The 24883-nt window shown below is 68.1% G+C and carries 25 protein-coding genes; 17 read left to right on the forward strand and 8 right to left on the reverse strand.

Going from position 1 to position 24883, the window contains the following annotated elements:
* Position 1: 1 nt before the first annotated feature.
* Positions 2 to 832 carry a hypothetical protein gene (locus HDC94_RS12705; protein ID WP_179498116.1) on the forward strand — a complete coding sequence of 277 codons (831 nt, stop codon included), beginning with the start codon at positions 2 to 4 and terminating at the stop codon, positions 830 to 832.
* Here HDC94_RS12705 and HDC94_RS12710 read toward each other — a convergent pair.
* Positions 829 to 1587: a fumarylacetoacetate hydrolase family protein gene (locus HDC94_RS12710; protein WP_179498118.1), complete on the reverse strand. Its 759-nt coding sequence runs from the start codon at positions 1585 to 1587 to the stop codon at positions 829 to 831. The two genes, HDC94_RS12705 and HDC94_RS12710, sit on opposite strands and share 4 nt — an antisense overlap.
* Before the next feature lie 128 nt (positions 1588 to 1715).
* Between HDC94_RS12710 and HDC94_RS12715 the strand changes: the two genes are divergently transcribed.
* Positions 1716 to 2366, forward strand: coding sequence for an alpha/beta fold hydrolase (locus HDC94_RS12715; RefSeq protein WP_179498120.1), 651 nt, complete (start codon positions 1716 to 1718; stop codon positions 2364 to 2366).
* 141 nt (positions 2367 to 2507) lie between these two features.
* Here HDC94_RS12715 and HDC94_RS12720 read toward each other — a convergent pair whose 3' ends face one another.
* Both HDC94_RS12720 and HDC94_RS12725 read right to left on the reverse strand, forming a co-directional pair.
* Positions 2508 to 3614, reverse strand: coding sequence for a branched-chain amino acid aminotransferase (locus tag HDC94_RS12720; RefSeq protein ID WP_179498122.1), 1107 nt, complete (start codon positions 3612 to 3614; stop codon positions 2508 to 2510).
* Positions 3615 to 3723: 109 nt separating this feature from the next.
* Complete coding sequence (locus tag HDC94_RS12725) at positions 3724 to 4767, reverse strand: 3-isopropylmalate dehydrogenase (RefSeq protein ID WP_179498124.1); 1044 nt, start codon at positions 4765 to 4767, stop codon at positions 3724 to 3726.
* 86 nt (positions 4768 to 4853) lie between these two features.
* Here HDC94_RS12725 and HDC94_RS12730 point away from each other — a divergent pair, with 86 nt between their 5' ends.
* The 3 genes from HDC94_RS12730 to HDC94_RS12740 all read left to right on the forward strand — a co-directional run bounded on the left by HDC94_RS12730 (position 4854) and on the right by HDC94_RS12740 (position 6745).
* On the forward strand, positions 4854 to 5210 hold the full coding sequence (locus HDC94_RS12730; RefSeq protein WP_179498126.1) for a YciI family protein: 357 nt from the start codon (positions 4854 to 4856) through the stop codon (positions 5208 to 5210).
* 8 nt (positions 5211 to 5218) lie between these two features.
* The gene (locus HDC94_RS12735) at positions 5219 to 6418 is read left to right on the forward strand and encodes an RNA polymerase sigma factor (protein ID WP_179498128.1); all 1200 of its coding nucleotides are present in this window, start codon (positions 5219 to 5221) and stop codon (positions 6416 to 6418) included.
* A 66-nt stretch (positions 6419 to 6484) separates the two neighbouring features.
* On the forward strand, positions 6485 to 6745 hold the full coding sequence (locus HDC94_RS12740) for a DUF6458 family protein (RefSeq protein ID WP_179498130.1): 261 nt from the start codon (positions 6485 to 6487) through the stop codon (positions 6743 to 6745).
* Between the two features lie 196 nt (positions 6746 to 6941).
* Here the strand turns inward: HDC94_RS12740 and serA are convergent, their stop codons facing one another.
* Positions 6942 to 8534: a phosphoglycerate dehydrogenase gene (serA, locus tag HDC94_RS12745; protein WP_179498132.1), complete on the reverse strand. Its 1593-nt coding sequence runs from the start codon at positions 8532 to 8534 to the stop codon at positions 6942 to 6944.
* A gap of 149 nt (positions 8535 to 8683) precedes the next feature.
* On the opposite strand from serA, the gene HDC94_RS12750 reads away from it, so the two are divergent.
* A complete protein-coding gene (locus HDC94_RS12750; protein ID WP_179498134.1) occupies positions 8684 to 9061 on the forward strand; it encodes a DoxX family protein in 378 nt (125 codons plus the stop codon).
* A gap of 77 nt (positions 9062 to 9138) precedes the next feature.
* Here the strand turns inward: HDC94_RS12750 and HDC94_RS12755 are convergent, their stop codons facing one another.
* The gene (locus HDC94_RS12755) at positions 9139 to 10107 is read right to left on the reverse strand and encodes a hypothetical protein (RefSeq protein ID WP_179498136.1); all 969 of its coding nucleotides are present in this window, start codon (positions 10105 to 10107) and stop codon (positions 9139 to 9141) included.
* 58 nt (positions 10108 to 10165) lie between these two features.
* Between HDC94_RS12755 and HDC94_RS12760 the strand changes: the two genes are divergently transcribed.
* Positions 10166 to 10810, forward strand: coding sequence for a hypothetical protein (locus HDC94_RS12760; RefSeq protein WP_179498138.1), 645 nt, complete (start codon positions 10166 to 10168; stop codon positions 10808 to 10810).
* Between the two features lie 58 nt (positions 10811 to 10868).
* On the opposite strand, the gene HDC94_RS12765 is transcribed toward HDC94_RS12760, so the two are convergent.
* A complete protein-coding gene (locus tag HDC94_RS12765) occupies positions 10869 to 14051 on the reverse strand; it encodes a lamin tail domain-containing protein (RefSeq protein ID WP_179498140.1) in 3183 nt (1060 codons plus the stop codon).
* Positions 14052 to 14272: 221 nt separating this feature from the next.
* Between HDC94_RS12765 and HDC94_RS12770 the strand changes: the two genes are divergently transcribed.
* Genes HDC94_RS12770 through HDC94_RS12790 form a run of 5 tightly spaced genes read left to right on the forward strand, consistent with a single transcriptional unit; the run spans position 14273 to position 18360 of the window.
* Positions 14273 to 15334 (forward strand): ThiF family adenylyltransferase, encoded by a 1062-nt coding sequence (locus HDC94_RS12770; protein ID WP_179498142.1) that lies wholly within the window; start codon positions 14273 to 14275, stop codon positions 15332 to 15334.
* Positions 15334 to 16536 (forward strand): gephyrin-like molybdotransferase Glp, encoded by a 1203-nt coding sequence (gene glp, locus HDC94_RS12775; protein WP_179498144.1) that lies wholly within the window; start codon positions 15334 to 15336, stop codon positions 16534 to 16536. The genes HDC94_RS12770 and glp overlap by 1 nt, the downstream gene beginning before the upstream one ends.
* Positions 16533 to 17486 (forward strand): bifunctional molybdenum cofactor biosynthesis protein MoaC/MoaB, encoded by a 954-nt coding sequence (gene moaCB, locus HDC94_RS12780; RefSeq protein WP_308495726.1) that lies wholly within the window; start codon positions 16533 to 16535, stop codon positions 17484 to 17486. The genes glp and moaCB overlap by 4 nt, the downstream gene beginning before the upstream one ends.
* Positions 17479 to 17892: a molybdenum cofactor biosynthesis protein MoaE gene (locus tag HDC94_RS12785; protein ID WP_179498146.1), complete on the forward strand. Its 414-nt coding sequence runs from the start codon at positions 17479 to 17481 to the stop codon at positions 17890 to 17892. Before moaCB ends, HDC94_RS12785 begins: the two co-directional genes overlap by 8 nt.
* Positions 17893 to 17940: 48 nt before the next feature.
* On the forward strand, positions 17941 to 18360 hold the full coding sequence (locus HDC94_RS12790) for a hypothetical protein (protein WP_179498147.1): 420 nt from the start codon (positions 17941 to 17943) through the stop codon (positions 18358 to 18360).
* Here the strand turns inward: HDC94_RS12790 and HDC94_RS12795 are convergent.
* Positions 18337 to 18594 (reverse strand): MoaD/ThiS family protein, encoded by a 258-nt coding sequence (locus HDC94_RS12795; protein WP_179498148.1) that lies wholly within the window; start codon positions 18592 to 18594, stop codon positions 18337 to 18339. The two genes, HDC94_RS12790 and HDC94_RS12795, sit on opposite strands and share 24 nt — an antisense overlap.
* Positions 18595 to 18656: 62 nt before the next feature.
* The gene (gene moaA, locus HDC94_RS12800; protein ID WP_179498149.1) at positions 18657 to 19724 is read right to left on the reverse strand and encodes a GTP 3',8-cyclase MoaA; all 1068 of its coding nucleotides are present in this window, start codon (positions 19722 to 19724) and stop codon (positions 18657 to 18659) included.
* Positions 19725 to 19761: 37 nt separating this feature from the next.
* Here moaA and HDC94_RS12805 point away from each other — a divergent pair, with 37 nt between their 5' ends.
* The 5 genes from HDC94_RS12805 (at position 19762) to HDC94_RS12825 (ending at position 24834) form a co-directional block, all read left to right on the forward strand.
* Positions 19762 to 20355 (forward strand): sulfite oxidase-like oxidoreductase, encoded by a 594-nt coding sequence (locus tag HDC94_RS12805; protein ID WP_179498150.1) that lies wholly within the window; start codon positions 19762 to 19764, stop codon positions 20353 to 20355.
* Complete coding sequence (locus tag HDC94_RS12810; RefSeq protein WP_257021664.1) at positions 20349 to 21065, forward strand: ferredoxin reductase; 717 nt, start codon at positions 20349 to 20351, stop codon at positions 21063 to 21065. The genes HDC94_RS12805 and HDC94_RS12810 overlap by 7 nt, the downstream gene beginning before the upstream one ends.
* Complete coding sequence (locus HDC94_RS12815) at positions 21062 to 21313, forward strand: DUF6510 family protein (protein WP_179498154.1); 252 nt, start codon at positions 21062 to 21064, stop codon at positions 21311 to 21313. The genes HDC94_RS12810 and HDC94_RS12815 overlap by 4 nt, the downstream gene beginning before the upstream one ends.
* Positions 21314 to 21445: 132 nt before the next feature.
* On the forward strand, positions 21446 to 22225 hold the full coding sequence (locus tag HDC94_RS12820; RefSeq protein ID WP_179498156.1) for a xanthine dehydrogenase family protein subunit M: 780 nt from the start codon (positions 21446 to 21448) through the stop codon (positions 22223 to 22225).
* A complete protein-coding gene (locus tag HDC94_RS12825) occupies positions 22222 to 24834 on the forward strand; it encodes a molybdopterin cofactor-binding domain-containing protein (RefSeq protein ID WP_179498158.1) in 2613 nt (870 codons plus the stop codon). The genes HDC94_RS12820 and HDC94_RS12825 overlap by 4 nt, the downstream gene beginning before the upstream one ends.
* Positions 24835 to 24883 lie beyond the last annotated feature (49 nt).

Genomic DNA, 24883 nt, shown 5'->3' on the forward strand with positions numbered 1-24883 from the left:
GATGCGCCTTCCCTTCATGCTTCCGTTCCTGTTCGCCTCTGCCCTCCTCGCGAGCTGCACCGCTCTTCCGCCCACGACCACCCACGAACCGGCGCCACGCCCAGCTCCGCCAGGCAGCGTCGCCGCATCGATGATCGGCACGTGGACACTCACGGACTCCGCGACGGGGGACATCGGTGAACTCACCCTCTCCGCCACCGGTCTGACCGGCACCATGCCGTGCGGCACGATCGATGGAGTCTGGGTCACCGCGGGCGACGCGTGGCTCGGCGAGATGAGCCTGTCCGACCCGGGTTGCGTCCGCGACGGCGCACTGGATGCCCCGTGGCTCACGTCGACGGCAGGCGTGGAGGCGACGGACGCCGGCTGGCACCTTCTCGCGCCGGACGGCGGCATCACCGCAACCCTGACCGAGGGAACACCCGGGGGAACGGCGGCCGGCACGCCAGACGCTGACGTCATATATAGCGCGCAACCCCTCCCGGTCGATCTGTCAACCGGCGCGATCGCCGGCCGGTGGCTTGTCACTGAGGCCGCGGAATCAGCACTCGGCGCAGCCGATCCCACCGCGATAACTCGGTACCCCACATTCGTCGAGTTCACCGAGCGCACGTGGGAGATCAGCGGTGGATGCTTCGGCTCGGGCCGCTGGGAGGACTTGGGCGATGGTTACGTCGTCGCGATGGGACCGGGAGTCATGGTTGGGCTGGGCTGCGGCGGCCCGTATGTCGCTCCGCTCATCACCGCGATGCGCACAGCGGGGTTCGACGGCGACGAGCTCGTGCTGTTCGACCGATCCGGTGACGAACTACTGCGCCTCGTCCGCGGCTAGCGGACGGGGTTCGAGAGCGTTCCGATGCCCTCGATCGTGACATCCACCACATCGCCCGAGACCAGCGGACCGACACCAGCGGGCGTACCCGTGAGGATGAGGTCGCCCGGCAGCAGGGTGAAGACGGATGACGCGTACGCGATGATCTCCGCGACAGAGTGGATGAGGTCCGAGACCGGGCCATCCTGCTTCACCTCGCCGTTGACGGTCGTGACGATGTGCTGGCTCAGCACCGCGAACTCGGTCTCGATGAAGGGACCGACCGGGCAGAACGTGTCGAAGCCCTTAGCGCGCGACCACTGGCCATCGCGAATCTGCAGGTCGCGAGCGGTGACGTCGTTCGCGATGGTGAAGCCGAAGATGACGCTCTCCGCATCGGCCACGGCGACATTCTTGGCGATCGCACCGACAACCACGGCGAGCTCACCCTCGAAGGCGACGTTCTCGCTCTGAGGGGGAAGCACGATGGTGTCGCCCGGGCCGATGACCGAGGTGTTCGGCTTGAGGAACATGAGCGGCTCGTCCGGGACATCGTTGCCCAACTCCGCAGCGTGATCGCGGTAGTTGCGACCGATCGCCACGACCTTCGAGCGCGGGATCACGGGAGCGAGCAGCTTCACGTCGGCGAGTGGGATCCGCTCATCGATCGTCTCGAGACCGGCGAACATGGGGTCTGCCTTGAGCACCACCACGTCGTCCTCGTCAACGATGCCGAACCGGATGTCACCCTGATGACTGAAACGTGCGATCTTCACCCCACAACCCTACGGTGCATTCACTCTTCTCCGGAGGGTTGGGCCGCCACGCCGCGGCATCCTGCAACCACTGTGACTTCATGCCAGAAGCTCCGGAAAAGAGTAAAACCACTGGCTACGATCGCAGGATGACGCAGCTGCTGTGGGACACACCGCCCGAGTTCGACGCCACCCTGCTGCTCGCCCACGGTGCGGGAGCCGCCATGGACAGCGCGGGGATGAACGCGATCACCTCCGCGGTCGTGGCGCAGGGCATCCGTGTCGCGCGCTTCGAGTTCGCGTACATGGCAGGCCGCCGCGGGGGCGTGCGCAAGCCACCGCCGAGGGGCGACACCCTGCTGGGCGAGTACCGGGATGCCGTGGCATCCGTTCTGCAGGAGGCACCGGACGCGAAGCCCCTGGTCATCGGCGGCCACTCACTCGGTGGTCGCGTCGCGAGCATGGTCGCGCAGGAGGAGTACGACGCGGATGTGATCGCCGGGCTCGTGTGCTTCTCGTACCCGTTCCATCCGCCAGCCAAGCCCGACCAGTTGCGCACCGCGCACCTGCTGGACCTGACGGTGCCGACGCTCATCATCCAGGGCACGCGCGACGAATTCGGTTCGCCCGACGAGGTCGCCGGCTACGGCCTCTCCCCCGCGATCGCGGTGCACTGGCTAGGCGACGGCGACCACAGCCTGCGGCCCCGCAAGACGATCAGCGGACGCACCTACGCACAGAACCTAGAGGAGGGTGCGGAGGCCGTGGCGGAGTTCGTGCGGGCCGCTTCTGCTGGTTGAGTAGGCCCGCGAAGCGGCCGTCATCGAAACCTCACCACGGAAGTTCTTCGGATGTGAGGTTTCGATGACGGCGGGCTTCGCCGCGGCTACTCAACCCACGAGTGGACGCCGGGCTTCGCCGCGGCTCCTACAGAGTGGCGCTTACGCGTCGAGGCGCGTCATCCACCCGTGCGGGTCGGGACGCCGGCCGTACTGGATGTCGGTGAGCTCCTCGCGCAGCGACATCGTCAGTTCACCGGCCGGAGCATCCGCATCGCCGACAGTGAAGTCCTTGGCCTTCAGCTGCGCGATGGGCGTGATCACGGCAGCAGTGCCGCACGCGAACACCTCCGCGATGTCGCCGTTGGCAACACCCTCACGCCACTCCTCGATGCTGACCTTGCGGCGCTCCACCTTGTGTCCGCGGTCCTCAGCGAGCTGAAGCACGGAGTCGCGGGTGATGCCCTCGAGGATGCTGTCGGAGTCGGGAGTCACGAGCGTGCCATCCTTCTTCACGAGCACAACGTTCATGCCGCCGAGCTCCTCGATCCACTTGCCCTCCTGCGAGTCGAGGAAGAGCACCTGCGCGCAACCGTTGTCGTAGGCCTCCTGCTGGGCAACGAGGCTCGAGGCGTAGTTGCCGCCCGTCTTCGCAGCACCCGTGCCACCCTTGCCTGCGCGGGCATAGTCCTCGGAGAGCCAGATCGACAGCGGTGCGACACCGCCCGTGAAGTACGGGCCGGCCGGACTCGCGATCACGTAGTAGTTGACCTTCTTCGCCGGACGCACGCCGAGGAATGCCTCCTTGGCGAACATGAACGGACGCAGGTAGAGGCTCGTCTCAGGTGCGCTCGGCACCCAGCGCGCGTCCACCGCGATGAGCTGCTTGAGTGACTCGATGAAGTACTCGGTGGGCAGCTCCGGGAGCGCCAGGCGAACGGCAGAACGCTGAAGACGCGCGGCGTTGGCCTCCGGCCGGAATGACCAGATCGAGCCATCCGCCCACCGGTACGCCTTGAGTCCCTCGAAGATCTCCTGGGCGTAGTGCAGAACGGCAGCGGCCGGGTCCAGCTGGATGGGCCCGTAGGGCTGCACTCGCGGACGGTGCCAGCCACCCCACTCCGACCAGCAGATGTCGACCATGTGGTCGGTGAAGTGCTTGCCGAAGCCCGGCTCGGCGATGATGTCGGCGTGCTCGGCCGCATCGCGCGCGGCCTCGTTGCGCGTCACGGTGAACTCGAGGGTTCTGGGGGCCAGAAGGTTCTTCATGGTGGTTCCTTAGAGGAGAAGTGTGTAAATCGTAAGCCCGGGGGTTTCGAGAACCTCAACCAGCGGAGGTCACTCAACCAGCGGAGGTCACTCAACCAGCGGAGGTTGCTCAACCAGCGGAGACGGCCGCGGAGATGGCATCCCCCACCTCGGACGTGGAGCGCTTGGCGCTGCCACGGGAGGCGAGGTCGGCCTCCACCGCTGCGGACACCCTGGCCGCGGCATCCGCCTGTCCCTGCTGGGCCAGCATCAGTGCAACGGACAGGATCGCCGCCGTGGGGTCGGCGAGCTGCTTGCCTGCGATGTCCGGAGCCGAGCCGTGCACGGGCTCGAACATCGAGGGGAAGGCGCCGTCCGGGTTGATGTTTCCCGAGGCAGCCAGTCCGATGCCGCCGCTGATTGCGGCAGCGAGATCGGTGAGGATGTCGCCAAAGAGGTTGTCCGTGACGATGACGTCGAACCTAGCAGGGTTCGTGACGAGGAAGATAGTCGCGGCATCCACGTGGAGGTAATCCCAGTCCACGGACGGGTGATTGGCCGCCTCAGCCTGCACGAGACGCTGCCACAGCCCGCCAGCGTAGGTGAGCACGTTGGTCTTGTGCACAAAGGTGAGCTTGCCGCGACGCCGCTCGGCCTGCTCGAAGGCGAACTTCACGACACGCTCGATGCCGAATGCGGTGTTGACGCTCACCTCGTTGGCGATCTCGTGAGGGGTGCCGGTGCGGATGCTGCCGCCATTGCCCACGTAGGGCCCCTCTGTTCCCTCGCGCACGACGACGAAATCCACCTCGCCCGGGTTGGACAGAGGGGATGTCACGCTCGGGTAGATGCGCGTAGGCCTGAGGTTCACGTAGTGGTCGAACGCGAAGCGCAGCTTCAGGAGCAGACCGCGCTCGATGATGCCGCCCTTGAGGCGCGGATCCTGGGGGTCGCCACCGACGGCACCGAGGAGGATCGCGTCGTGCCGGGCCAGCGCGTCGAGGTCGGCCTGGTCGAGGATGTTGCCCGTGGCCAGGAAGTGGGTTGCACCGAACGGGTACTCGGTGACCGTGGCATCCACCCCCGTCGCCTTGAGGACCTTGACGGCTTCTGCAATGACTTCTGGACCGATTCCATCGCCGGGAATGACGGCGAGATTCAACGTGCTGGGCATGGCTTTAGGTTACTTGTCGAAACGGGTTGGGATCGTGCGTCTGTCTGGTGTAGCCACCGTGGCGACAGAGAAGGAGAATCAAGATCATGGAATATGCACTGCTCTTGGCGGAGTCCGAGGAGGACTTCGCGATTCGGCAAGACCCGGAGAAGGCCGGTCCGTACTTCGCCGCCTGGTCGGCCTACGTCGATTCCCTCTACGCCAGCGGAATCGTCAAGGCTGGGGCTGGCCTCCAGGACCCGGCGACCGCGACCACCGTGCGGGTGCGGGGCGGATCGACCGACGTGCAGGACGGGCCCTTCGCGGACGTCAAGGAACAACTCGGCGGGATCTTCGTCATCGACGTCCCGGACCTCGATACCGCCCTGGAGTGGGCGACTCGGTGCCCCGCCGCGGCGACCGGGTCGGTCGAGGTGCGCCCGGTGCTCCCGCCGGTCAACTGAGTCACTCGATGAGCACAGCCGACGAGGCGCTCGCGACGGCGCACCGCCAGTACTTCGGGCGTCTTGTCGGCTGGCTCTTCCGGTACTGCGGCGACCTGCAGGTGGCGGAGGATGCGGTCGCGTCAGCTTTTGCCTCCGCGGTGACGCGATGGCGGGCATCCGGTGTTCCCGATTCGCCGGAGGCATGGTTGCGGGTGGCCTCGCGCAACAGTGCACTGAGCGCGCTCCGCGTCGCCTCCCGCAACCTGAACACCGCGCCAGAGGACTTCGAGTCCTGGGAGGCCGCGGAGACGCCTGTGGCGGCAATGGATGAACGACTCGGCCTGTTGTTCGTCTGCGCGCATCCGGCCCTCGACCCGCGCATCCACGCTCCGATGATGCTGCAGGCCGTGCTCGGCATCGACGCGGCGCGCATCGCCTCGGCCTTCCTGGCCCGGCCCTCGACGATGGGTCAGCGACTCAGTCGCGCCAAGGCGAAGATCCGCGATGCTGGCATCCGGTATCGCGTGCCGGAAGCCCCCGAGCTGCCGCAACGGCTGGAGCCGGTGCTCCAGGCCATCTACGCCTGCTACGGCGTCGGCGACCCGGTAGCGGCCGAAACTCAGGACCGCGATGCCGACCTGCGTGAGGAGGCGATCCGGCTGGCCCGGCTCATGGTCGACGTGATGCCGGACCACCCGGAATGCCTCGGGCTGCTCGCCCTGCTGCTGCACACCGAGAGCCGCAGACCAGCCCGCGTGATCGACGGGCGGTTTGTTCCGCTCGCCGAACAGGACACCTCGCTCTGGCTGTCCGACCTAAGGCGTGAGGCGAACTCGCTGCTCGAGCGCGCGAGCGCCGCCGGGTCACTCGGGCGCTTTCAACTTGAGGCCGCGATCAGTGCAGCCCACTCGGCGCGGGCGGATGGGCATCCGACCGACTGGGCAACCGTCGTCACGCTGTACTCGGGGGTCCTGTCGATCGCGCCGTCGATCGGTGCCGCGGTGGGAGCTGCCAGTGCGCGGTCGGAAGCTGGTGACCCCGGCGCCGCTCTCGCACTGCTCGACGAGCTGCCGTCGGAGTCCGTCGCGACGTATCAGCCGTACTGGGTGTGTCTGGCACAGGTGCTTCGCGCCCTCGGGAAGGTGGATGCCGCGGCATCCGCCCAGTCCCGTGCGGTGGGTCTCACGCAGAATCCGGCCGTCCGCGCCTACCTGCTCGGCCCCTGACAACCACACCCGTCGCGGTTTGTCAATGGCTAACCGTTGGTTCCCCGGTCGCCCTACGGTGGCGACATGAGTATTGGAAGCGGAATTTTCTTGTTCGTCGTCGGAGCTGTGCTCGCGTTCGCGATCACCGTTGAGGTGACCTGGATCAACCTCACGATGGTGGGCTACCTGTTGATGGCTGCCGGAGTGATCATTTTCTTGCTCGGCCTGATCCTGATGTACCGCAAGCGCCAGTCCGTCACCACTGTGCAGTCGGGTGTGGATGCCAACGGCGCTGCCGTCACCGAGCGTCGCACCTCGAGCACCCCGCCCAGCGACGTCGTCTGAGCCTCTCGCATCCGCGACATCCGCGGGCCTGAAACCCTGCGCCTCTCGCCTACGCAACATCCGCGGGGCCCGAGTTTGATCCACAAAGAGCGCGCTGATGTGCAACCTGTGCGGAAATTCGCACGCGTAACGCACATCAGCGCGCTCTTTGTGAAGGTGGGACGAGCGGGTCGCAGGATCGCGCCGGGTTGGTTTGTTACTCGCTGACGATGTCGATCTCGCGGAGGAGACTTGCCTCGATCGCCGTGCGGACCGTCTCGAGAAGCTCCTCGGGCACCGGCGAGTCGACGGTCAGCACCGAGAGGGCCTCGCCGCCGGCGCTCTGACGCGCGATCTGCATGCCGGCGATGTTGATGTTCGCTGCGCCGAACTCCTTGCCGTAGACGGCGACGATGCCAGGGCGGTCCGTGTACATCATCACGATGAGGTGCTCGGCCATCGGCACCTCGACGTCGTAGCCGTTGATCTCGACGATCTTCTGCGTCTGCTTGGTGCCCGTGAGGGTTCCCGACACGGAGATCTGCGAGCCATCCGAGAGAGCGCCGCGAATGCTGAGCAGGTTGCGGTACTCGTCGCTCGAGGCATCCGTCAGCAGACGAACATCGACGCCACGGGCCTCGGCGAGAAGCGGGGCATTCACGTAGCTGACCGACTCGCTCACGATGTTCGAGAAGATGCCCTTGAGGGCGGCGAGCTTGAGCACGTTGACGTCGAACTCGACGATCTCGCCGCGCACCTCCACATCGACACTCGTGATGGGCGAGTCGGCGAGGCCCGCAAAGACCTGGCCCAGCTTCTCCATGAGCGGGATGCCAGGGCGAACCGTCTGGTCGATGACTCCACCAGCCACGTTCACTGCGTCGGGCACGAGCTCGCCGTCGAGCGCAAGGCGCACCGAGCGGGCGACGGATACACCAGCCTTCTCCTGCGCCTCATCGGTGGACGCGCCGAGGTGCGGCGTGAGCACGACGTTCTCGAGCTCGAGCAGGGGCGAGTCGGTGGGCGGCTCGCTCACGAATACGTCGAGGCCGGCACCCGCGATGCGGTTGGACTTGAGTGCCGCGTAGAGCGCGTCCTCGTCGATCAGTCCACCGCGCGCCACGTTCACGATGAACGCCGTCGGCTTCATGAGCGCGAGCTGTTCGGTCGAGATCATGCCCGTCGTCTCTGGCGTCTTCGGCATGTGGATGGTGATGAAGTCCGACTCGGCGAGAAGCTCGTCGAGGGTCAGGAGGGTCACGCCGAGCTGCTGCGCGCGGGCGGCGGTGACGTAGGGGTCGTAGGCCACGACGTTGACGCCGAACGCCTGGAGGCGGGCAGTGATGAGCGCGCCGATGCGACCCAGGCCGATGATGCCGACCGTCTTCTCGAACAGCTCGACGCCGGTGTACTTCGAGCGCTTCCAGGTGCCCGCGGCAAGGCTCGCGTGGGCTGCGGGGATGTGACGGGCGAGGCTCAGGATGTGACCGACCGTGAGCTCTGCGGCGGAGATGATGTTCGACGTCGGAGCGTTGACCACCATGACGCCGGCCTCGGTGGCCGACTTGATGTCGACGTTGTCGAGGCCGACACCCGCACGCGCGACGACCTTGAGGCTCTTCGCTGCGGCGATCGCCTCGGCGTCGACCTGCGTCGCTGAGCGAATGAGGATGGCGTGCGCATCGGCGAGCGCGGCGAGGAGAGCCGGGCGGTCCGTGCCATCCACGGTGCGGATGTCGAAGTCGGGGCCGAGGGCCTCGACGGTAGCGGGGGAAAGTTCTTCGGCGATCAGCACGATCGGCTTGGCCACGGATCGAATCCTTCAGGTAGCTGGGTGCGCATCAGGCGCTGGAACGGCGCGGCTCGACGCACCAGGCGCCGAGCACAACGCGAATGCCACTTTACTGCGCCCGCCGAGGCTCCTCGCGCCACATGACATGACCAGTGCGACGATGGGGGATGCTCGAAACCCTGCGACTCGTGGTCGCGATCTTGCTCGCCGTGATGTTCGTCGGCATGGGCATCCTGCATTTCGTGCCCTCTGTGGCACGCGGGATGTCGGCGATCATCCCCCCGGCGATCAAGGAGCGTGTGAGCGGCAAGACCCTCGTGCGATTCACAGGGCTCTGCGAGATCGCCGGCGGCATCGGCCTCCTGGTGCCAGTTCTGCGCCCTTGGGCTGCGATCGCGCTCATCGTGTTCCTGATCGCGGTGTTCCCCGCGAACGCGTACGCCGCGCGGCACCCGGAGCGCTTCGGGCGAGCCGCGATCCCGTTCTGGCCGCGACTGCTCGCACAGCTCGCGCTCATCGCGCTGCTGGTGTTCGTCGCGCTCTGAGCGGCCCCTTCGACTCCCCGAACGAGAACTGCCCCTCGACGCCGAAGCGAACGAGGGGCAGTTGATGCTCGTGAGTACTACGCGTTGCGACGCTTGCGGCGCGCGCCGAGTGTCACGAGAGCACCACCGGCGGCGAGCACGCCGGCTGCAAGCAGTCCGACGGGGGCGAGGGATGCGGCATCCGCACCGGTCGCGGCGAGCTGGGGTGCCGGAGCGGGTGCAGGCGCGGGCGGCGGCACAAGTCCGTCGCGGCTGAAGACTCCGAGGCTCTGGAGCTCGGTGAGGCTTTCATCGATGGAACCGGGAATGTAGGTGAACACCCCGCCGAAGAGCGCCTGGACGACTCCGGTGCCCTCGCCCTCGTCGGTGAGCGTGTACTCGCCGTCCGTGACGCAGAACGTGCTCGTGTCGGTTCCGACGAAGAAGTAGCTGGGCTTCGGAGTGCCGGTGATCGTGTAGTTCCAGGCCTTGCCGTCGATCGTCTGGCTGAAGGTCGTGTCGATCGGAGCGTACGTCGCGACCCAGCCACCGTCATACTCCGCGGTGTCGAGGCTGCATGCTGCGGTGACCGCGGCGGGAACGTCGGTGGCCAGGCCGATCGACGTGATCGGGGCGAAAACGGACGAGGCGTAGGTCCGCGAGGTAGGAGTGCTGTCCGCGATCTCCAGCGGGAAGATCGGTGACACCACATCGGGCGCCTCGATGCCCGCGAAGTACTGGCTGATCGCTGCCATGTCGAGCGTCGAGGTGACGCTGAGCGACGGGTCCTCGATAGCGGTCAGATCGACGAAGCCCTCGGGGAACTCCTCCGACGGGTTGTTCTCGTCGGGCACGATCGTGAACTCGGCCTTGCCGATGCCGTACTGGGGAACGCAGTCCTGGAACCAGTTGTCGGTGATGTTGCCGGTCGCTTCGATCTGGTCCTGGATATCGGCACACGCGCCTTCCGTGGGTCCGCTTGCGGCGGATGCGGGCAGTGCCGCTCCCGCTGCGACGGAGCCGAGGCCGAGAACGGAGGCGCCAATGGCGGCCAGAGTCTTCTTCACGTGTTGTCCCCCTGGGAAGTCGTACAGCGAGCGTTGCTGTTGGCACGACAATATCAGTATGAGAACTGCTCGGAATGCCGTCTACGTGCGGCGCGGTCGACTTCCCTCCGGGCTGTGGGACGTCGCGGCCTTCGGCGACGACTCCGCGGAGGACGGCAGCATCCGGGAGGGTGGTCCGGTGCCCGACCACGAGGCAGCATGGTCTGTGGGAGAGGCGACGGATGCACTCGCGCGCGTGACCATCGGACGCTACCTGCTGCCCGAGCAGCCCGAGCTCTGGTACGTGTGGGTCGACGAACCGAAAGCGCCCAAGCCCGCAACGAACCTGGTGGCCTTCGGCGGCGACCGTTTCGCCCCCGGCACGATCGTCTCTCGCTATGCGTTCGCCACCGCCGGGGTCCCCAACGGCGAGCAGGCTGGAGCGGTGCGGTGGTATCCGGGTGGAGGCCTCGTGCATCAGATTTTCGTCGCACCTGAGTGGAGACGGCGGTTCGTGGCATCCACGCTCCTGTACACCGCGGATGCCTTCCACCAGGCCAACGGATGGGAGGGCAAGCTCCACGGCGACGGCCGTCGGACCGCGCTCGGCCAGATGTTCATGGCTGGGTTGCGGCATCCGAACCGCGCGCGTCAGCTCACCGAGGAGATGCCACCCATGGACCCGGCCGAGGAGGCCGAGGCACTGCGCCGGTCGCGGGAGTAGCTCAGGGTTTCGATAGCGCCGGGCTGGCGCTGCGGCTCCTCAACCGACGACACAGCGCTCAGCCCACCAGCACCGCGGCGGTGTCGACGAGCTTCGGATGCTGCAGCCGCAGCCGCGCGGTGAACTCGTCGTCCTCCTCGGTGTAACGGTGCTGCAGCCCCGCGTCGACGACGTTCCAGGGTCGCGCGTTGGTCGGCGCATTCACGGACCCGTTCTCCGGCACGAACTGGCGGTAGTCGTACTCGGAGCTGTAGCTCGCGGCGAGCCGAACCGAGCGTGTGTCGACCGCGATAGCTCCCCCATCGATGTCCACCTGCAGCATCCGGAAAAAGCCCGTCGCCCGCTCACCGCTGTGGGTGCGGAACTCCTGGTAGTCCGCGAGTAGCTCCGTCACCGTGTGACCTTCGATGCCCCCGGCGTTCTCGGTGACGATCTGCCCGATGCCGTGGAAGTGACCCGAGAGCACGACAACCACGTTGCGGTTCGGCGCGATCACGCGCTCCCACAGTTCGCTCGCCCGCGACACCCAGCGCGAGTTCGATGACCGCAGCGCCGGCTGCTCGAGCGTCTTCGGGCTCACGTGCTCGTGGGCGGCGATCACGACGTTGTGGTCGGGATGACTCGTCACCACCTGTTCGGCGAAAGCGAGGTCATCCTCGCCGTAGGCGTACGGCAGGCTCAGCACGAGGAACCTGGCCCCGGCAGCCTCGAACGTGGAGAAGTTCGCACTGTTGTCGCCCGGAGCGATCGAACCGCCGTACCAGGGGGTGCCCTCGTAGCGCGACGGCGGGAAGTACTCGTTGAAGAGGTCGTTGGTCACGCCGCGCTTGTTGTCGTGGTTGCCGGGCAGAACGCTGTTGGGCACGCCCGCGTCATCCAGGATCGATTGCACGCGTGACGCCCGCTCGAACTCGGTACGGGCGCGCTGCTCGTTCTGGTCGGGGTCCACCCAGTTCTGCACGAGGTCGCCCGTGTGGGCCGCGAAGGCGATCTTGCGCTCCGCCGCGTTGTCGGCGAGCCAGCTCGCGAGCTGCGCGTAGACCTCGGGGTAGCTCTCGGTCAGGTATTGCGTGTCGGTGATGTGGGTGAGCGCGAAGTCGTAGTTACCCGGATCCTCGAGGTTCCCGTCGCGCTCTGTCGTCACCGTGGGCGCAACTCGCTGGCCGTCCTGAATGAGCAGCTCCACGCGTCCATCGACGATGTCGGATGCCACGAGCTCCCCCGACAGCAGTCCAGCTCCCCCGGCGTCCAGAAGCCGCCAGTCACGGCCCGACCACACGCTCAGTTGCACCTCACCGCCGCCCACGGTGCTGCCGTTCCACCCGACGAGCGAACCCGCGCGCAGCGCCGAGGCGTCGAGCACGAGCCGCTGATACGGGAGACCCCAGGCGGAGTCGGCCGTTGCACCCGGGGCCGCCGGGTCGAGCGCCACCTCCGCCTGCCCGACGCGCGAGGCGAGCGGCCCATCACTCACGCCACCCCATGCCTCGACCACGGTCGCCTGCGTCGTCGGCTGCTTCGTGACGACCGCGCGAGCGCGCAACGACTCCGGAAGAGCGGCCGTCTCCGACGTGACCACGCGGGCCGTGGGGTCGACCCAGTGGAGCTCGTCGAGCACGCCCGGGGTCGCGGGTGCGACCAGGAAGTCATCGGAGTCGGATCCGGTGAACCTCGCACGCTGGAACGTCTCACCGAGCATCCGATCGGGCTGGTAGACGGTCAGCGCCGCTCCCTTGGTGCAGGGGCTCGGAATGACGTTGCTCGAGTCGAGCTCGTTCGTGGCGTACACCCCGACGCTGTCGACGCGGTGGCCGGTGGCATCCTCGACCCAGACGCCCGTTCCGAGGAAGTTGAGCGAGTTGGCGTAGGTCGCGTCGGCCGCCGCCGCAGCCGTGGTGCCCTCGCGCGCCGCGAGCCACGTCTCGCCGGGGGCGAGTGTCGTGCCCTCCGGGATCGTCGCCTGGAGGTCAAGCGCCCGGGTGCCATCGAACTGGCAGCGACGAATGGTCCAGCCGGAGATGTCCGCCGAGGCGGTGCCGAAGTTCGCGAGCTCGATGTAGTTCTGCTGGTCGTGACCTGTCGGCATCTCGGCTGGGTCGTTGGCGAGTTCACTCACGGCGACGCCGCGGGTCTCGTAGGCGAAGGGGGCGTAGACGGATGCCGCGTCGCTCGCGTTCTCCGCCCCCGGCGTGCGCGGCGCAACGATGAAGCTGCTCTCGACGCGCTGATACGACTCGCCAGCAACAGCGTCGAGCACCGCGGGCAGCTTGGCGTCGCCGTCCTGGCAGGCAGAGTCCGCGTGGTGGGATGCCGCGACCCGATCGACCAGCAGACCCTCCGCGCTTCGCACCATGACGCCGAACGTCACAGTGGCGAGCTGGTTGCGAAGCGTCGCCTGCGACTCACCGGTGAACCCGTGACCGCCGATGACCCAGCGTTCCCCCGGTGCGAGCGTCGTGCCCGCGGCGATCCGGGCCTCCAGCGTTTCGGGGGTAGCGCGACCGTACGCCGTGCAGCGGTAGATCTGCCAGCCATCGAGCGACTCCACCTGGGTGCCGGCATTGAGCAGTTCGATGAACTCGTCGTCGGGCGAGGCAGGGCCAGCGGAGGCGACCTCGCTGATCACGATGCCGGTCGTGGCCCTCGCCACGGGCTCCGTGCGGTTCGCACTCGTGATCGTGGAGGGCGCGACGATGAAGTCCCTGGCCGGGTCACCCGTGGCCGAGATCCGCTGCCAGCTCTCGGATGCCGCGAAGTCGAGCCGGTTCGCGAGGTTGCTGCCGTGCGTGCACTCGGACTCCGTCGGCCATGGCTCGTTGGGGTAGACACCGACTGCGTCGGCGAGACGATCATCCGGACCCTCGAGGTAGATACCGAAGCCGGTCGCCGCATACGGTTCGGTCACGTGGGCGTCGCCCGGCATACCGACGCGCGAGATGGTGAAGATCTGGCCAGGCGCCAGCACGACACCGGTGAGGTCCGCCTCCTGGCGACCCACGTTGCTGCGGAGGCCCTGCGCGCTGCAGCGGAAGACCTGCCACCCGGTGAGGTCGACGGAGTCACTCCCCCAGTTGCGCAGCTCGACAAAGCCATCGGAGTCGGACGAACTGCTTCCGTTGGCGAGCTCGTTGATGAGGATGCTGGGACTCGACTCCGGCGGACTGTCGGCCATCGCGGGGACGGCAGCACCCCCGGCGACGATCGCGAGGGACAGGAGCGCGGTGACCTGGGTCCTGAGCACGGCGCCACACTCGCGGGCCGCGGTGAACGAGGGGCATCACGGGGGTGCGTGTCGGGTGAACAGTGTGCTGGGGGTTGGGAGTTGGTGGGGTTTCGATACGGCCGCTTCGCGGGCCTACTCAACCAGCAGAGAAGGGGCGCTTCGCGGGCCTACTCAACCAGCGGAGAAGGGGGGCTTCGCGGGCCTACTCAACCAGCGAGCTCGGGTGGCAGAATCTTCAGATGGATGCCCGGTACTCCCGTCAGGTCGCCTTGCCCGGGTTCGGCGTCGCAGCGCAGCAACGCCTCCGCGAGGCACGAGTGCTCGTGATCGGGGCTGGAGGCCTCGGCAGCACCGTGCTTCCCGCCCTCGCCGGGGCCGGTGTCGGCACGATCGGCATCGTGGACGACGACACTGTCGAGGTCAGCAACCTCCACCGCCAGCACATTCACGGCATGGAGGACGTCGGCCGCTCGAAGACCGAATCCGCGGTCGACACGATCGCGGCCCTCAACCCCACGACCATCGTCATCGCCAGACGCGACCGACTCACCGCTGCCAACGCGCTCGCGATCTTCGCGGAGTACGACCTCGTGATCGACGGGTCCGACAACTTCGCGACGCGGTACCTGGCCTGCGATGCCGCTCTTGTCACCGGCATCCCTCTCGTGTGGGGTTCCGTGTCGCAGTACGGAGGCCAGGCGAGCGTCTCCTGGCCGGACTCCGGCCCGAACTACCGCGATCTGTTCCCCGCTCCACCGCCTCCCGGAGCCGTGCTCTCGTGCGAGGTGGGCGGCGTGCTGCCGACCGTCGTCGGGGTGATCGGCTCGATCATGGCCACGGAGGCCATCAAGATCCTGAGCGAGGTCGGCACGGCCCTCCGAGGTCGGGTCACCCTCTTCGACGGCCTCTCCGGCGAGTTCTCCTCCCTGGACTACCTGCCCGACCCGCTCGCCACCCCCGTCACGCGTCTCGTCGACTACGACGCCCTGTGCGGAACCGACACGATCACCCCGGAGGATCTCGCATCGCGCACCGACGACTTCCTCCTCCTCGACGTGCGTGAGCCGTGGGAGGCGGAGATCGTGAGCCTTCCCGGGTCGGTGCTCATTCCTCTCGGCGAGCTTCCCGGATCACTCGGCGCGCTCGACCAGGCCCGCCCCATCGTCGTCTACTGCCACCACGGCGTCCGCTCCGCGAGCGCCCGGCAGCTCCTCGCTGACCATGGTTTCCGCGCGAGCCACCTCTCGGGCGGCATCGACACCTGGGCCCGCCGCGTCGACCCGAGCCTGGCGAGGTACTGATGGCGACCTCCGTCGACGAACACGCCGCGATCGTTGGAGGGCTCGTCGCGCCCCGGCTCGATGCCATCCCCCCTGAACGCCTTCCCTTGCTCATGGCGCTCGGCCGGGTCACGGCGAACGACCTGCTGTCCCCGGTGGACCTTCCGCTGTTCCGCAACTCCCAGATGGACGGCTTCGCCGTCCGGGCGGCGGATGTCACGGCCGCCCCCGTCACACTCCCGGTCGCGGGTGTCATCGCGGCCGCCGCCGGCACCCCACCCGCCCTCGCTCCGACAACGGCGCTGCGCATCATGACGGGCGCCCCCGTTCCGGACGGCGCCGACACGGTCGTTCCCGTCGAGGACACCGAGGTTAGTGACGACACCGTCACGATCTCCCGGGGCCGTGCTGCCGGGGAATTCGTGCGGGAGAGGGGCTCTGACATCCGCGCCGGCGACCTGCTGCTGCCCGGCGGAACCACGCTTGCTGCCCGCCATCTCGCGGCGATCGCCGCCACTGGCATCACCGAGGTCGAGGTGCGCGGGGTCGCCCGGCTCGCCATCGTCACCACCGGTGCAGAACTCGTCGAGCCCGGCGAGGAGGCCGGTGCTGGCCAGATCTACGACTCGAACGCCATCGCGCTCATCGCCGCGGCACGTGCCGCAGGGGCCACTGTGACGCTCGCGCGACGAGTGCCTGACGACCCCGCCGCGCTCCTCGCGACTCTCGACGAGGCAGCCGGAGTTGCCGACGTCATCATCACGTCCGGCGGCATCTCGCACGGCGACTTCGAGGTCGTGCGCGACCTTCTCGAGCCGCGCGGGGCCCACGTCGGCCACGTGGCCATGCAGCCCGGCGGACCGCAGTCGACGGCCGTGTTCGAGGGGGTGCCGGTGATCTCGTTCCCGGGCAACCCGGTGAGCACCCAGCTGTCGTTCGAGGTGTTCCTCGCACCGCTGCTGCGCGAGCTCGCCGGCATTCCGGCCTCCGTGCGCGAACGACGCTGGCTCGCTACACCGGTCCGGTCGGTGCTCGGCAAGCGGCAGTTCCTACGCGGACGGGCACTTCCCGGCGATCCGGGTGCGCCCGGCATGGTGGAGATCGTGGCCGGCCCGGGCTCCCACCTCGTAGCCGGGCTCGCAGCATCCGACCTGCTCGTGGTCATCCCCGAGGAGATCACCTCCCTCGCGGCGGGCGAGTCCGTGGAAACATGGGCCCTGTGAATACCAGCCATTCAGCGAGTGCACTCACCCACCTCGACTCCGACGGACGCGCCCGCATGGTGGATGTCGGTGACAAGGCGATCACACGGCGCACCGCCACCGCGGGCGGGCGGTTCACCTCGACGCCCGAGGTCATCGCGCTCGTGGCATCCGACGACCTCCCGAAGGCGGACGTGCTCGCGACCGCACGCCTCGCCGGCATCGGCGGCGCCAAGCGGACGAGCGAGCTCATCCCGCTCTGCCACCAGCTCGCCCTGAGCTCGGTGAGCGTCGATTTCGAGTTCGGTGAGAACTGGATCGACATCACCGCGACCGCCAAGACGACCGGCAAGACCGGGGTCGAGATGGAGGCGTTGACCGCGGTCTCGATCGCAGCGCTCACCCTGCACGACATGACGAAGGCCGTCGACCCGCACTCGGTGATCGGCGACATCCGGCTCCTCTCGAAGTCCGGCGGACGAACGCGCCCGACGATCGTTCCCGGCACGGCCGCCGTCATCGTCGCCTCCACCGGTGGCGCAGCGGGAACACGCGAGGACACGACCGGGCCCGTCATCGCCGCGTGGCTCGGCGAGCGCGGCTACTCCGTGAACCACACCGTCGTCGCCGACGTGGATGTCGCGACCGAACTCGACACGGTGCTCGCCGCCGGCCCCGCCGTCGTGATCACCACCGGCGGCACGGGTGTCTCCCCGACGGATGCCACCCCCGAGGCCACGCGCGCGGTGCTCGATCGCGAACTCCCCGGCATCGCCGAGGCCATTCGCGCCCGCGGACTCGAGCACGTGCCGACCGCCGCACTCAGCCGTGGGCTCGCCGGGGTCTCCGGTGGCACCGTGATCGTGAACCTGCCCGGATCGAGCGGAGGCGTCAAGGACGGTCTCGCCGTGCTGGGCGAGCTCCTGGAGCACGTCGTCGCCCAGGTCGCGGGGGGCGGCGCACATGAGTGACACCCTCGCGGTCGTCACCGCAGAGCCGCTCGATGCCGACACCTTCGAGGCCTTTGTGCTGACCTCGGCGGATGGCGCGGTCGTGACGTTCCGCGGAGTCGTGCGCAACCACGATCACGGCGAAGCGGTGTCGGCACTCGAGTACGAGGCGCACCCCGAGGCTGAGGGGTTCCTCGCCGCGTGCTGCGCTGAGGTGAGCAACGCCAGCGGGCTACGGGTGGCCGCTGGCCACAGGACGGGTTCGCTGCAGATCGGGGATGTTGCGCTTGTGGCATCCGTTGCCGCACCGCACCGAGCGGAGGCCTTCGCGGCGTGCGAGCAGCTTGTGGAACTCATCAAGCAGCGCGTTCCGATCTGGAAGCGGCAGCACCTCGCCGACGGCGTGACGGAGTGGGTCGGGCTGTAGGGACCTTGGCCCCTGTGGCCCGCGGCGATGCGACCGTAGCTTGAGGCCATGACTCGACTCTGGCGCATACTTCTGCTCATCGTTGCGGGCTTCAACACCCTCTCCGCGCTTGCCGGGGGCATCGGGCTCATGACGCCGGGAGCGATCGGGATGGCCGACTGGTGGCTCGAGGGCACGGGCTTCACGTACCCGATGGCGGGTGTCATCCTGCTGATCGTCGTCGGCGGAACCCAGGGCCTCGCGTTCGTGCTCCTGCTGCTCCGCAGACCGTGGGGCTACCTCGCGAACGCCGTCGCGGGCTTCGGTATGGTGCTGTGGATCTACGTGGAGGTCGCTCTCCTGCCGGTGTACTCGTTCCTGCACACGCTCTACCTCACGACGGGCATCGCGCAGCTCGCGCTGACGTTCGCGTGCCTGGGCATCCTGTCGCGCACCGTGGGAACGTCAGCCGCCGGCGAAGGGCGGTAGCACGTCGACCCGAGCACCGAGAGGCCGCGCATCGTCGCGGCTCACGACCCCGTCGACGAGGAACGAGCCGGATGCCACGACCCGAGCCATCGCGTCGCCGTAACGCTCGACGAGCAGGGCCTTGAGCTGCCCGACCGTCGCGGGGCCCTCGAGCTGCTCGGACGACGCGCCCGCGGCGTCCCGTGCCGCCGCGAAGTAGCGAACCTCAACCACGGGGTGCCCTTCGAGACGCATCTTCGATGCTCCTCAGGGACCACCCTCGAGACGCACCTTCGGTGCTCCTCAGGGAGCGAGTGTCAACCACCGATCGCCCCCATGCTGCGCACTGGGCGCACGAAGTCGGAGCGTTCCATGCCGTGACCGGCTTGCTTGCCCCACATGGCTGCGCGCCACCAGTCGGCGAGCTCGGCGTCGTCGGCACCGCCGCGCAGCAGCGCACGAAGGTCGGTCTCGTCGTCGCCGAAGAGGCACGAGCGAACGGTGCCCTCCGCGGTCACTCGGGTGCGGTCACACGCGGAGCAGAAGCTGCGCGTCACGCTCGCGATGATGCCGACCGTGGCCGGTCCGCCGTCGACGAGCCACTCCTCGGCCGGGGCGGACGGGTCTTCGCGATGCGGCTGGCTGAGGGTGAAACGGGAGCTGAGCACATCGAGGAGCTCCGCGGCATCCACCATGTTGTCGCGCGCCCACGCCTCGTCGGCGTCGAGGGGCATCTGCTCGATGAAACGCAGGCGCGCACCGTTGTCGAGCGACCAGGCGAGCAGGTCGACAGCGCCGCCGAGCGTATCGCGCATGAGCACGGCGTTGATCTTGAGCGGCGCGATGCCCGCGAGCTTGGCGGCCTCGATGCCCGCGAGCACGGCCGCGAGACGATCGCGGCGGGTGAGGCGCGCGAAGTGGTCGCGGTCGACAGTATCGAGGGACACGTTGAGGCGCGTGAGCCCGGCGGCGACGAGCCCGCCGATCCGCTTATCCAGCCCGATGCCGTTGGTCGTCATCGAGACGCTCGCCCCCTCGGCCACCTCCGTGGACCGGGCAATGATCTCCTCGAGGTCGGCACGCATGAGCGGCTCTCCCCCGGTGAAGCGGATGTCACGCACCCCCAGGTCGCGAACCGCGACCTGCACGAGCCGGGCGATCTCGACTGGGGTGAGCAGGTCCTCGCGTGCGATGGCCGGCAGCCCCTCTGCCGGCATGCAATACGTGCAGCGGAGAGAACACTTCTCGGTGAGGGAGATACGGAGGTCGCGGGCGACGCGTCCGAAGCGATCAAGGAGGCCCGTGGCATCCGGTCGCCCCGTCGTGTCCGGGCGCTCGGTGGGCGCACGACGGATCGTCGGTAGGCCCAAACCGAGGCGAGTCATCTCTTCACCCTAGAACGGGTTCTGGATACTCTGAACCATGAGCATCTTTACGCGAGGATTCTCCGGGCGGGGCCGGGACAACAACCCCGACCTTCCGCCGGGCCAGTACCTCACCGAGGACTTCCCTGTGCTGTCGGCAGGACCGACGCCTGAGATCGACACCGCCGACTGGCAGTTCACGATCACGAACGAGCTGGGCAAGCGCTACGCGTGGACGTGGGACCAGCTGATGGCCCTCAAGATCGACGAAGTCGGCACCGACATCCACTGTGTGACCCGCTGGTCAAAGCTCGGCACCAGCTGGCGCGGCGTCTCGCTCGACACCCTCTTCGAGGAGGTCGACACGTCGTACGAGTACACGATGGCGCACTCCTACGGCGGGTACACGACCAACGTTCCGCTCGCCGATTTGCTCGACGGCAAGGCGTGGATCGCGTTCGAGTTCGATGGTGAGCCGCTCGACCCCGAGCACGGCGGGCCCGCGCGCCTGCTCGTGCCGCACCTGTACTTCTGGAAGAGCGCCAAGTGGATCCGTGGCCTCGAGATGCTGCCGCAGGACGAGCCCGGGTTCTGGGAGCAGAACGGGTACCACATGTACGGCGACCCATGGCAGGAAGAACGGTATTGGTAGGCAAGTGGCTCGTGGGTACGGTCGCGACGGTTCAGACGCAGACGCCCAGTGGGCGCAGCATCGTCGTGTCCCTGCCCGGGTGGCCGGGCAATATCGCCGGCCAACACGTGGATGTTCGGCTCACCGCCCCTGACGGTTACCAGGCTGTGCGTTCCTACTCGATCGCCTCCGCTGGCCCGTCCGAGATGGTGGAACTCGCGGTCGACAAGATCCCCACCGGGGAGGTGTCCCCGTATTTGGTCGACGACCTCCTGCCCGGCGACATGCTCGAACTGCGCGGCCCCCTCGGTGGCTGGTTCGTCTGGAAACCGGAGCAGACGGGCCCGGTGCAGCTCATCGGCGGCGGCTCGGGCATCGTGCCCCTCGTTGCGATGGTCCGGTCGCACGCCGACTCGGGCTCCGCGGCTCCGTTCAGGCTGCTGTACTCAGTGCGCTCCCCCGGTGACGCGTTCTACCGGGAGGAGCTCGCGGCCTCGGAGGGTCCGACGTTGTCGACGACGTACGTGTACACCAGGGCGGTGCCCGAGGGGTGGCCCGTGGCGCCAGGGCGGCTGACGAAGGATGTGCTCGCGGCATCCGTCATCCCGGCGTCCGAGAGTCCGGCGATCTTCGTGTGCGGCCCGACGGCCTTTGTCGAGGCCGTGGCGACCTGGCTCGTGGAACTCGGCTACCCGGCCGACACGATCAAGACGGAGAGGTTCGGCGGATGACACACCTCGACGGCAACGTTCTCGCTGGTCCGCTCTCGGAGCTCTTCCGCGACGACATGACCACCGCGACCGGCCGTTGCGCGCACTGCGGGGACGTCTCCGTGCTCGCGGAGGCCGAGGTGTGGGATGCCGCGCCCGGCTGGTGCGTGCGCTGCCACGTGTGCGGTGACGTGCTCATGACCCTCGTGCGCACGGGCGAACGGCTGCGGGTGGACCTGCGCGGCGTGACCGCGCTGGAGGTCGGGTAGCCGCCCTCCAACCCCCGCGAGAAGCCACTTTCTGAGGGTTTTCGCGACGAACGGCTCGATAAGTGGCTTTTCGCGGGGGTTGGGCGCGCCCGTAATGCGCGCGACACACGAATCATGTTGACTGCATGAACAATGGATCTGGTCGGCGTTCGCGAGTACCGGGTGGCCACCACCCGGAGTGATCTCGCGCTCGCGCCCGGCGAACGGGCGATCGGCGGCGGCACGTGGCTATTCTCGGAGCCGCAGCCCGAGGTGTCAGGTGTCGTCGACCTCATGGGACTCGAGTGGCAACCCGTCGTTCGCACGGATAACGCCCTTGAGATCGCCGCGACCTGCACGATCGAGGCACTGCGCGAGCTCCCTGACTCGCCGCTCTTCCAGCTCTGCGCCGACTCCCTGCTCGCCTCGTGGAAGATCCAGCACGTCGCCACCGTGGGCGGCAACATCGCCACCGCGTTGCCCGCCGGGCCCATGACCTCCCTCGCCGTCGCGCTGGACGCTGAGGTCGTGCTGTGGTCGGCAGACTCCGAGCGACGGATGCCCGCCTCCGAGTTCGTGCTCGGCGTGCAGCACACCGCGCTCAGGCCAGACGAGGTGCTCCGGTCGATCGTTTTTCCGGAGCATGCACTCAACTCACGGCAGGGGTTCCGGCGCATTGCCTTGTCGCCACTGGGGAGGACTGGGACGCTCGTGACGGCGCGCGTGGAGCCCTCCGGAGAAATGATCGTGACCGTGACTGGTGGAACCCCGAAGCCCTACGTCCTGCGATTCGAGTCTCTGCCCGACGCCGAGACACTCGCGCATGCCGTCGACGGCATAGACGACTGGTACGACGACGCTCACGGTTCCCCTGACTGGCGCCGCGCGATGAGTCTGCGCTTCGCCGAAGAACTCAGGGAGGAGCTGTCTTGAAGTTCTTCGTGAACGGTGAGCCCGTCGACGCCACGCCGCGCCCCGGGCAGGTACTCCGCACGCTGCTGCGCGATCTCGAGCACTACGAGGTGAAGAAGGGATGCGACGCCGGGGACTGCGGCGCCTGCACCGTGCTGCTCGACGGCAGTGCCATCCACTCCTGCATCTACCCGGCCCAGCGTCTTGAGGGCGCGAGCGTCACGACTGTGGCGGGCCTCGGCGACCCCGACCACCTGCATCCCGCGCAGGAGAGCTTCGTCAACGCGGGCGGGTTCCAATGCGGGTTCTGCACGGCGGGCATGGTGGTCACGGCATCCGCCATCACGTCTGAGGGCCCGGTCGACGAGGCGGAGCTGCCCCGGCTGCTCAAGGGCAACCTATGCCGCTGCACGGGGTATCGCAGCATCCGTGACGCCATCTGCGGCACCGCCAACACCGAGGTCGCGCCCGCCGGGGATGCCACGGGCCGCTCGGTCGCAGCGCCCGCTGCGCGCCGCGTGGTGACGGGCCGCGAGCCCTACACTCTCGACTTCACGACAACGGCACTCGCCCACATAGCCGTGCTGCCGAGCCCATATGCCCACGCGCGCATACTCTCGATTGACACGACGGCAGCGCTGGCGATGCCCGGCGTGATCGCAGTTCTCGATCATCGCGACTCCCCCGCGACCCTCTTCTCGACCGGGCGCCACGAGCATCGCACCGACGACCCGGACGACACACTCGTGTTCGATACCGTCGTGCGCTTCCGAGGACAGCGCGTCGCGGCGGTCGTTGCCGAGTCGGCGGCCGAGGCCGAACTGGCACTTGCCGCGATCGTCGTCGAGTACGAGGAGCTTCCCGCCGTCTTCGACCCCCTCGTGGCACGGGAACCCGGCGCCCCGCTCGTGCACCCCGGCAAGGGAACCGACCAGCGCGTCTTCGACGCATCCCGCAACACCCTCGCCGAGTTCTCGGGTGAGACGGGCGACGTCGACTCCGCGGTTCGGGATGCCGCGGCATCCGTCACGGGAACCTGGCAGACCGCACGGGTCAACCACGCAGCGCTCGAGACCCACGCCACGCGCGGCTGGCTCGACTCGGACGGCAGGCTCACCCTGCGCACCTCCAGCCAGGTGCCGTACCTCGTGCGCGACGAGCTGTGCCACATCTTCGGGCTCGAGAGCGACCGGGTGCGGGTCTTCACCGCTCGGGTCGGCGGCGGCTTCGGCGGCAAGCAGGAACTCTTCACGGAGGACCTCGTGACCCTTGCGGTGCTGAAGACCGGGCGGGCCGTGCAACTGGAGCTCACGCGCGAGCAGGAGTTCACTGTGACATCCCCCCGCCACCCGATGCGCGTGCGGGTGACGCTCGCGGCCGACGCCGACGGCACGCTCACCGCCATGGACGTTGACCAGCTCATGGATACCGGCGCGTACGGCAACCATGGCATCGGCGTGATGTACCACTCGGTGCACGAGTCGGTGAGCGTGTACCGCTGCGCGAATAAGCGCATCCACGCGCAGTCGGTGTACACGAACAACCTGCCGTCGGGCGCGTTCCGCGGGTACGGACTCGGACAGGTGATCTTCGCGATCGAGTCGGCGATGGACGAGCTCGCGCGCGAACTCGGGATCGACCCGTTCGAGCTGCGCCGCCGGAACGTGATCGTGCCAGGCGACCGCATGGTCGTCGCCGACCCCGATGAGGAGTCCGACCTCGGGATGAACAGCTACGGCCTCGACCAGTGCCTCGACCTCGTCGAGGGGGCCCTGGCCTCCGGTCGCGGACTCCGAGCGCCGGAAGGATGGGCGCTCGGCCAGGGTATGGCCCTGTCGATGATCGCGACGCTTCCACCGCGTGGGCACTTTGCCGAAGCATCCGTCACCCTGCTCGAGGGCGGCGACGTCGAGATCCATGTGGGCACGGCCGAGTTCGGCAACGGCACCACCACCGTGCACGCCCAGCTCGTGGCATCCGTGTTGGGGCTGACGGCCGAGCAGGTCCACATCAGGCAGTCGGACACCGACGTCATCGGTTACGACACGGGAGCCTTCGGGTCGGCGGGAGTCGTCGTGGCGGGCAAGGCCCTGTACGCGGCGGCCGTGAACCTACGCGACCAGATCGCCTCGGCGGGCCCGCTGCCCGGGCTCATCGGACGCGGCCACAACGACGGCACGCCACGGTCGGTCGCGTTCAACGTGCACGGCTTCCGGGTCGCCGTGAACCCTGCCACCGGCGAGGTGCGCATCCTCCAGTCGGTGCAGGCGGCGGATGCCGGGACCGTCCTCAATCCGGAACAGCTCCGCGGCCAGCTCGAGGGCGGAACCGCCCAGGCCATCGGGTCGTCGCTGTACGAGGAGGTGCTCCTGGATGGCGCGGGTACCGTGACCACGGCGGCGCTCCGGAACTACCACATCCCCCAGTACGCGGATGTGCCGTTCACCGAGACGTACTTCGCCGACACCTTCGACGAGCTCGGCCCGCTCGGTGCCAAGTCGATGAGCGAGGCGCCGTACAACCCGGTGGCGCCGGCCCTCGCCAACGCGGTACGGGATGCTCTTGGCATCCGCCCCTACGAGTTGCCGATGTCGCGCGACCGCCTCTGGCGGCTGGTCAACCCGACCTAGCGCCCCCTCGGGTCTGTCCTCCATCGCAAAACGCGCGCTGGTTGACAAG

This window comes from Leifsonia sp. AK011 (genome assembly GCF_013410945.1).
Lineage (GTDB): Bacteria > Actinomycetota > Actinomycetes > Actinomycetales > Microbacteriaceae > Rhodoglobus.